The sequence below is a fragment of the Herminiimonas fonticola genome (genome assembly GCF_040395855.1).
Taxonomy (GTDB): Bacteria; Pseudomonadota; Gammaproteobacteria; order Burkholderiales; family Burkholderiaceae_D; genus Oxalicibacterium; species Oxalicibacterium fonticola_A.
The window spans coordinates 1-8,460 of record NZ_JBEBPO010000098.1; the positions used below are offsets into that span (position 1 = coordinate 1).

The following is an 8,460-nucleotide window of genomic DNA, read 5'->3' on the forward strand; positions in this document are numbered from 1 at the left end:
AAGGAACGCCATGAGCATCGAAAAAATCAACGCACGCAATCAGTTCAAGGGAAAGATCAGCAACATCATTCTGGGTGACGTCGTATCGGAGGTCGATGTCAGCACACCGGCGGGTATCGTGACGTCCGTCATCACGACCCGTTCCGTCAAGGATCTGGATTTGAAAATCGGCACCGAGGTCGTTGCGCTGGTCAAGGCAACTGAAGTGTCGCTCGCCAAACTGTTATAAATCTGCGCGACGTCCGCCTGCACTATGGAAAGGCGGGCGTATGCCTGCGGATCAAGGAAGAGCATCATGAATTTCCCCGCCTTGCAGCAATATTTATCGCACCTGCACGCCACGCCCCAGGCCGATACCAGCTTGTGGCTGGATGAGCAGGGGCGCGCGCATGGACGCTATTTCAATTCCACGCTGACCAGTGCGTTTCAACCCATACGAACGCTGGATAATCAGCGCATCGTCGGTGTACAGGGTTTCATGCGCAGCTATTCCAGAAGCGATGACGGCCTCAGCATCTGGAAACTGCTGGATACCGGCGCGACGGACGAGCAATCGATAGAACTCGATCGACTGTGCCGTTTGCTGCATGCCGTCAATTTCTATCGGCAATCCGAAATGACCGATGTCGATCTCTACCTCAGCGTGCATGCGCGCCTGCTGGCTGCGGTCGACAGCAATCACGGCATGTCATTCCGGCGCGTACTGGATGTGCTGGGTTTGCCGCACAGGAAAATCGTGTTGCAATTGCCGCTGATTCAGCACGATCAGGCCTGGTTGCTGAATTATGTCGCCGACAACTACCGACGCAACGGCTTCCGTCTCGCCGTCAACGCTGCCAATGCGCGCCAGGGTCTGGCATTGCTGGAGCAGGTGCATCCCGATGTGATCAAGGTCGATGTACGAGAAATTACTGATGAAGCAGCTGCGCTCACTTTGCTGCAGGCAAGTGCAGAGAAAAAGGTCAGGGTGGTGTTCAAACGTGTCGAGTCGACAGCGATTTGCGACAAGTTGCGCAAGCTCGGTGAGTTGGCACAGCAGACAATTACCGCGCAAGGATATTTGTGGGATCAACCTCAAGCCGGTTTTGCGCAGGATGGCACAGAGGTCCGGCAAGACAGGGGCATAAGGGTGGAGCTTGCATCATGAATCTTCCACATCTGTCCGAATACCGCGTGCTGGTCGTGCCGGGCCTGCACGGCAGTGAAGAAGCGCATTGGCAAACGCGCTGGGAAAAGATGTATCCGGTATTTGAACGCGTGCAGCAGGACGATTGGGCCAGGCCCGAATTGCCGCGCTGGTCGCAACGTCTGACACAGGTACTGGAAGAGTCGGACCAGCCAACCTTGATCGTTGCGCACAGCTTCGGTTGTTTGACCACCATGCATGCGGCCAGCCGCAGCCGCTCCAATCTGGTGGGCACCTTATTGGTGGCGCCGGCCGATCCGGAAAAATTTGCTGTCGCCGATGCCTTGCGCGATGCACGCCTGCCATGTCCTTCCATCGTCATCGGCAGTTCCAACGACCCATGGATGGCCAGTCATCGTGCTGCTTACTGGGCCGATCGCTGGGGCTGCGGTTTCCTGAATGCCGGCGCGCTGGGACATATCAATGCTGAATCCGGGTTGGGTGATTGGGAGCAGGGCTTGCAGCAATTCAGATATCTGCTCGACATGGCGCACGCATTTGTGCCTGATTCAAATTACTTCGCTTGAGGATTTAAAAAAACGGTGAGCGTAAATGGTTTGCGTGGAGGCGAATGTTTCAGGCACTTATTTGTACTGGCTTAAATAAGCGAGCAGATCATCAATCTGCTTGTCATTTCCGATGCCAAAAAAACGCATTTTATTTCCTGGCACCACATCACCCGGCGACTTGAGAAAGGCACGTAATGAATCTTCCGACCAGACGATGCGCGCATTCATCATCGCTGTGGAATATTTGAAATCCCTGGTGGAACCGGCAGGCCTGCCTATGATTCCATTCAATTGCGGGCCAAAGACGCCGCGTGCAGATCGTCCGACCTGATGGCAACTTGCGCATTTTGCGAATGCCGTCCTGCCAGCGATTGCATCGCCTGCCGCATAAGCCTGGGCTGCGCCACAACTCAATGCGAGCACCAGTAATAATTTCTTCTTCATCTTCTGTACGTGTAAAGCGTGTTCTGCCAAACGACAGAGCAATTTTCGCTTGGCGGGTCGCTATCAGCAGCTAACTTCAACGCCGGGTTTTCCCTCGCGCATTTCGCCAATTACGGCGGCGTCGGCAAAGCCGTCTTTCCTGAACAATGCCAATACCTGTTCGACGGCGTCCGGCGCACACGACACCAGCAGTCCGCCGGCAGTTTGAGGATCGGTCAGCAGCGCCTGTTGTACCGGGTTGATGGACGGCGCCAATGTTACTTCGTGGCCGTAACCCTGCCAGTTCCTTCCAGACGCGCCGGTGATGCATCCCTGTTCGGCCAATTGCCGCACTTGCGGCAATAGCGGGATCAGAGACATGTCCAGCTGGGCTGAAAGCCCGGCGCCGCGCGCCAGTTCCAGTAAATGCCCCAGTACGCCAAAGCCGGTGACATCGGTCATCGCATGCACGCCGGCGAGTTGCGCCAGCGCTTTGCCAGGCGTATTGAGTTTGGTCGTGTTGGCGATCATGGATGCGTAACCGGCTGCATCCAGCAGGTTTTTCTTTAACGCTGCTGACAGTACGCCGACGCCTATCGGTTTGCCCAGAATAAGTTTGTCGCCGGCACGTGCACTGGCATTGCGCTTGATATGCGACGGGTGCACCAGCCCCATCACAACCAGGCCGTAAATCGGTTCGACGGAATCGATCGTGTGGCCGCCGGCAATCGGAATGCCCGCTTCTGCACAGATAGCTTCGCCGCCTTTCAGAATCAGCCCTATCGTTTCCAGCGGCAATTTCCCGACCGGCATGCCGACCAGCGCGAGCGCCATGATCGGTGTGCCGCCCATCGCATACACGTCTGAAATGGCATTGGTGGCGGCGATCCGGCCGAAGTCGTAAGGATCGTCGACGATGGGCATGAAAAAATCCGTGGTGGCTATCAGTGCCTGCTCGTCGTTGAGCCGGTAGACGGCAGCATCATCGGAGGTTTCTATGCCGACCAATAATTCTTTCGGCAGTGGAAAGCCGCCTGTACTTTTCAGTATCTGCGAGAGCACGCCAGGCGCAATCTTGCAGCCGCAGCCACCGCCGTGCGAGAACTCGGTCAGTCTGATGATGGGTGGTGTTTCTGTCGTCATGTGCAACCTGTCTTTAAAATGCGCGCCGGCTCAGGCGTCTGAGGAATTGTCTGCGGGCTGATTCAACTGCCGGGCCGCCTGCTGGAAGCTCTCCTCGGAAATATCCGCGAGGGTCAGGGGGCGTGCCTGCTGCAACTGAATGAAATTGCGTTTGATCGATTGCAGATAGCCCGGATCGTAATGCGTGCGCAGCAACTCGTCCACCAGCTCGGGTGTTTTATCCGACAGCGCGAGTTGATGCCATTGTGCGATTCGTTCGCGACCATGCAAGGGAATAAGGAAATCGAGTTGCGTATTGAGTTGCACCGGATCGGCAATAAAGTGAGGATACTCTTCCATCAGCAAGGCAACGCGATGCGGCGTGGAGAGATGAACCGTGGTGCAGGGCGATGCACGCATCTTTTCCATCAACTGATCCGGCACCCGCAACTTCCCTACTTTCTTGCTCTCCGCCTCGACGAAAATCGGTCGTGACGGATCGAAGCTGCTTAACAATTCCCACAGCAGACTTTCAAATCGTTTTTGCGACGGTTGCGATGCTGCAGGCAAATCGCCCAGTACCGAACCGCGATGTGCTGCCAGCTTCTCCAGATCCAGCACCTGTGCGCCTTGGCTCGCCAATACCTGCAGCAAGCGGCTTTTTCCGCTTCCTGTCGGCCCGCATAGTACGTTGAAGTTCAAGGCCTGCGGCAAAACGGCCAGTTCGGCATTGACATGGCTGCGATAGGCTTTGTATCCGCCATTCAACTGCACGACCGGCCAGCCGATACGCGCAAAGATGTGCGCCATTGCGCCGCTGCGATTGCCGCCGCGCCAGCAATAGATCAGCGGTTTCCAGTTTTGCGGATAGCCGAGAAACTGGCTTTCAATATGCCGTGCGATATTTTTTGCCACCAGTGCTGCACCCAGCTTCTTCGCCTCGAATGCACCGACGGTCTTGTACATGGTGCCAACCTGCACACGCTGTTCATCGTCGAGAACGGGGCAATTGATTGCACCGGGAATATGGTCTTCGTGAAATTCTGCCGGGCTGCGCACGTCAATGATGGCGTCGAACTGCGCGAGTTGCGGTCGAACTTCATTAAAGGAAAGTACGGCGGGGTACTTCATTGTTGGATAGTTGGTGTATGGAATGCCGGGTATTATCGCTGATAAAGCGAAAACGCTGATTTGCAGCGGGAAAATGATCTATCCGATCAGAGGTTTCCCTTCACCTATGCGCCGGGGGCTACCGACCTGACCCTCGCAACACAACTCACACAGACAATCAACGCGACGCTGCGACTGCAGTGGCGGTACACTACCGGCGCTTTCATTTATATCGCCCGAAACATGACCATTACGATCAACGAAGACCTGCGCGCCTATATCGATCCATTAACCGAAGATGAATATGCTGCGCTGGAACGCAGCCTGCTGTCGGAAGGCTGTCGCGATGCCTTGGTATTGTGGGGTGACCTGCTGATTGACGGCCACAATCGCTACGGTATCTGCCAGAAGCACGCGATTCCTTTCAATACTGTGCAGAATCATGCGTTCCAGTCTATGGATGATGTACACCTGTGGATGATCGACAATCATCTGGGGCGCCGCAGCGTATCGGATTTCCAGAGGGGAGTGCTGGCATTACGCAAGAAAGAAATCGTCTCTGCGCGTTTGGCACAGAAGCAGGAACGGCAATCCCCTGAAGCAGCTGATGGCAGCGATGCGTCCGTGCAGGAAGAGAAAGAGTCGCCATTGACCCGCGAGGCCGTCGCGCGTGCCGCGCGCATGAGTAGCGCAACACTGGGACAAATCGAAAAAATACAAAAGACAGCAGCGCCGGAACTGGTCGGCGCGATCAAATCCGGTGCCATTTCCATTAATGCCGCTGCGGCTGTTGCTTCCTTGCCGAGCGAAAAGCAGGTTGCAGCCGTTGCCGGAGGCAAGAAAGAATTGCGCCAGGCGGCAAGACAGGTGCGCGAATCCAGATTGCCGCAGAAGCCCAAAGTCGAACTGGCGCCACCGCCGGACGGCGCCTCGGCAGATCAAATCGAGATTTATCGTTTGAAGGGCTTGCTTGCCGAACTGACAGAAGAGCGCGATCACTTGAAAAAGAGAGTGCAGCATTTGACGATCGCACTGGCAGAGACACGGAGCGAACAATAATCAGCGGTAATGATCGCTGCAGAGTAATAGCACATTTGATACCAGTTCCTTTTCCAGAACGGCTATACGTGCGAGGCGGGCGTACGGTGAAGTGTGATGGAGGAAGGCTTGTATATCAATTCTCTTTTTTGCATAAAGCCAGCGTAGCTGCAGCAGGAGATATGTGTGCTTTTGGCGTCAGCATAATGAGCAGGCCACCGCTTGCGAGCAAGATGCTGCCGATGGCGAAGAGCGGTACGTAGCTACCCAGTACACCGTAGAGCGCAGACATGCCGTAACCGGATAAAGCCTGCGCGCTTGAGAAGGATGCTGCGGCCATTCCCCATACGCGTTTGTATGCCGTCGGTCCGACCAACTCCATGATGCGGCCGGATGTCAGTGCCACCAAGCCGGTCACCATGACACCGACGATCAGAGAAGATGTCGAGCGCCAGAAGAATGAGATCGACAGCAGGGGAATGGCAATCGCGGCTGCCTTGATAAAAAATCCCAGTGCCAAACTGCGATGCCAACCCAAGCGATTGCCAAGGAAACCGGCAACCATCGGGCCGACAATTGCACCGATTCCGAACAGCAGCCATTGGAAGGAAGCGGCATTGGTCCCCAGAGATTTTTCTCTATCAAGAAAGTCGACCCAGAAAGCGGTGTGAGGTACGAAACCGGCCGCGTCAAAGCCGTAGGCGATTACGACGATGAGTGCAGCGATACTGATTGCTTGAACAGGTGATGAATCTGCTGTTTGCTGCATCGGTGTTCCCGCCTGCTGTATGCGGATACGACGCAAGCCCCAATCGCAGGCAAGGCCGGCAAGCAGAGTGATCATACCTAGCGTCAACCAGGCGCCCGTCAGACTGAAGCTGAGCAGTAGCGGTACCACGGTCGCGGAAAGTATTGCGCCCATGCCTATGCCGGTAAAGACGAAGGAGGCAACAGTGGTTTTTCGTCCGCTGGAAGCCGCCATCAATGCAAGGGATGGGCCGACCACCATCAAGATGCCGCCGGCAATGCCGGACACAAGGCGCCAGAAAAAGAACCAGGCAAATGCTCCCGGCAGTGAGCACAAGATAAAACTCAGCACGACACCAAGGAAGGCAATGCCCAGCAGTCCGCGTGCTTCAAATCGTTCGGAAAGTCGGTACGCCATCAGCGAACCAAGCAGATATCCAAGTAGATTGGCAGCGCCGAGATAAACAGCCTGCGAACTCAGAAACCAGCCGTGATGGATGATGGCTGGCAATAGCGGCGTGTAAGCGAACCGCGCCAAACCGATAGCAGCCAGAGTTGCACTCATGCCAACGGCGATAGCGGGAAGGTCGATGCGTGAGCTCATGTGCGTTCCATCAATAGGGAGTTTCCTCTGTTGATAAGATCATAGCGATAGCTTGGTAGCCCTACAAACGATTTGTAATGATGCGCTGTATCACACTTAGAGATGTTGATATGAAGGTGATCTTGTGGATTTGAAGTCATTACGCCTGTTCATTGCCGTTGCCGAAACCGGCAGTTTTGTCGCTGCGGAAACGAAGACATGGACGCCGGCAATGGCATCATTTCTGAAACGCTGCGGCTATCGGTGATGTCGATGCAAGCTGAAGGAGAAATTGCAGTTTTCTGAGGCAGGGCGCTATCAGGCTGGCAATTCCTTGAAAGTCGCCAATGCAGCATTGCCTTTAAAAGGTTGGGCAATCTAGCCCTTGAGTGCGCAGCGCCTGGATTGCCCGCAAGGCATCGATGTCTGGTATTTTCTGATATAGGGAAAAACCGAAAGGTAACAGATGATTAGTTTCGATATTCTGGAAACTCTGGTGGCGGCCTCGCTGGTATTGTTATTGGGCCGCAAGCTGGTATCTTCTTCCTCCTTTCTGAAAACCTACAGTATTCCCGAGCCGGTAGTCGGCGGCCTTCTGGTCGCATTGCTTTTGTTTGCGCTGCGCAGTTTCTCAAACACGCAAGTGCAGTTCGACAGCGGCTTGCAAGGGCCACTCATGCTGGCTTTCTTTGCCACCATAGGTCTGAATGCCAATCTCGCCAGCCTGAAAGCCGGCGGTCGCACGCTAGCCTTGTTCCTGGCGGTGGTGTTAGGCCTGCTGGTCTCGCAAAATATCATTGGCATCAGCATGGCGAAAATCATGGGACTTGATCCGCTGATCGGTTTGCTGGGTGCGTCCATTTCTCTGTCTGGCGGCCATGGTACCGGGGCGGCCTGGGGGCGCGTGTTTGCGGAACGGCATGGCCTGGCAGCAGCGACTGAAATCGCAATCGCCTGCGCTACTTTCGGTCTGGTGTTGGGCGGCTTGGTGGGCGGCCCGGTGGCAGGATTCCTGGTAAGACGCTTCAATTTGTCCGCCGCCAAAACTACGCAGGCGAACGATGACGAGGTGCAGCAAAGCTTTGAACAACCGAAAGCGGTGCAACTGATCACGCCGCAGGCATTCATTGAGGCACTCGCCTTGATTGCGGTGAGCCTTTCTGTCGGCACCACGATTGCGAATCAATTGAACGGCACTGCTTTTGAACTGCCGACTTTCGTTTGCGTATTGTTCGTCGGCGTCTTGCTGAGCAACGGTCTGTCGCTACTGGTCGGATACAAGATTTTTGAACGCGCCATTCAGGTGCTGGGTAACGTCAGTTTGTCTCTGTTTCTGGCGATGGCGCTGATGAGTTTGCGTTTGTGGGATCTGGCGACGCTGGCCTTGCCGGTGTTGCTGATCCTGACAGTACAGGCAGTGGCGATGGCGGCTTATGCAGCCTTCGTGACATTCCGCGTGATGGGGAAAAATTACGATGCTGCTGTGCTGGCGGCCGGGCATTGCGGTTTTGGCCTGGGCGCGACGCCGACGGCGATTGCCAACATGCAGGCGGTGACAGAACGCTTCGGGCCGTCACACGTGGCTTTCCTGGTGGTGCCTATGGTCAGCGCCTTCTTTATCGACATCGCAAATGCGATCGTCATCAAATTATTCCTGGCACTGCCGATTTATAACTGACGGTTCTGTCAGAGTCATGCGAGAGAGCTTTGACATGGCCCGCAGTGATGGCGTCGTTTTCTGA

General features: G+C 55.3%; 10 protein-coding genes. 6 read left to right on the forward strand and 4 right to left on the reverse strand.

Translation table 11 applies throughout. The features are described from left to right. Nucleotides 1-10 precede the first annotated feature (10 nt). The 3 genes from ABWP27_RS10930 to ABWP27_RS10940 all read left to right on the forward strand — a co-directional run bounded on the left by ABWP27_RS10930 (nucleotide 11) and on the right by ABWP27_RS10940 (nucleotide 1,713). Nucleotides 11-229, forward strand: coding sequence for a TOBE domain-containing protein (locus tag ABWP27_RS10930; RefSeq protein WP_353156622.1), 219 nt, complete (start codon nucleotides 11-13; stop codon nucleotides 227-229). A gap of 66 nt (nucleotides 230-295) precedes the next feature. Continuing rightward, complete coding sequence (locus ABWP27_RS10935; RefSeq protein ID WP_353156598.1) at nucleotides 296-1,147, forward strand: EAL domain-containing protein; 852 nt, start codon at nucleotides 296-298, stop codon at nucleotides 1,145-1,147. Next, entirely contained in the window at nucleotides 1,144-1,713 is a 570-nt protein-coding gene (locus ABWP27_RS10940; RefSeq protein ID WP_353156601.1) for an RBBP9/YdeN family alpha/beta hydrolase, read from the forward strand. The genes ABWP27_RS10935 and ABWP27_RS10940 overlap by 4 nt, the downstream gene beginning before the upstream one ends. Before the next feature lie 57 nt (nucleotides 1,714-1,770). On the opposite strand, the gene ABWP27_RS10945 is transcribed toward ABWP27_RS10940, so the two are convergent. The 3 genes from ABWP27_RS10945 to mnmH form a co-directional block, all read right to left on the reverse strand. Then, nucleotides 1,771-2,139, reverse strand: a complete 369-nt coding sequence (locus tag ABWP27_RS10945) for a c-type cytochrome (protein ID WP_353156604.1) — start codon at nucleotides 2,137-2,139, stop codon at nucleotides 1,771-1,773. A gap of 63 nt (nucleotides 2,140-2,202) precedes the next feature. Next, nucleotides 2,203-3,261 carry a selenide, water dikinase SelD gene (gene selD / locus ABWP27_RS10950; protein WP_353156606.1) on the reverse strand — a complete coding sequence of 353 codons (1,059 nt, stop codon included), beginning with the start codon at nucleotides 3,259-3,261 and terminating at the stop codon, nucleotides 2,203-2,205. Nucleotides 3,262-3,291: 30 nt separating this feature from the next. Continuing rightward, complete coding sequence (gene mnmH / locus ABWP27_RS10955) at nucleotides 3,292-4,371, reverse strand: tRNA 2-selenouridine(34) synthase MnmH (protein ID WP_353156609.1); 1,080 nt, start codon at nucleotides 4,369-4,371, stop codon at nucleotides 3,292-3,294. 222 nt (nucleotides 4,372-4,593) lie between these two features. On the opposite strand from mnmH, the gene ABWP27_RS10960 reads away from it, so the two are divergent. Next, nucleotides 4,594-5,409 (forward strand): ParB N-terminal domain-containing protein, encoded by an 816-nt coding sequence (locus tag ABWP27_RS10960; RefSeq protein WP_353156612.1) that lies wholly within the window; start codon nucleotides 4,594-4,596, stop codon nucleotides 5,407-5,409. Between the two features lie 115 nt (nucleotides 5,410-5,524). Here the strand turns inward: ABWP27_RS10960 and ABWP27_RS10965 are convergent, their stop codons facing one another. Continuing rightward, nucleotides 5,525-6,739, reverse strand: coding sequence for a YbfB/YjiJ family MFS transporter (locus ABWP27_RS10965; RefSeq protein ID WP_353156614.1), 1,215 nt, complete (start codon nucleotides 6,737-6,739; stop codon nucleotides 5,525-5,527). A 124-nt stretch (nucleotides 6,740-6,863) separates the two neighbouring features. Here ABWP27_RS10965 and ABWP27_RS10970 point away from each other — a divergent pair, with 124 nt between their 5' ends. Further along, complete coding sequence (locus ABWP27_RS10970; RefSeq protein ID WP_353156616.1) at nucleotides 6,864-6,986, forward strand: hypothetical protein; 123 nt, start codon at nucleotides 6,864-6,866, stop codon at nucleotides 6,984-6,986. Nucleotides 6,987-7,184: 198 nt separating this feature from the next. Beyond that, entirely contained in the window at nucleotides 7,185-8,396 is a 1,212-nt protein-coding gene (gltS, locus tag ABWP27_RS10975; protein WP_353156619.1) for a sodium/glutamate symporter, read from the forward strand. Nucleotides 8,397-8,460: the final 64 nt, after the last annotated feature.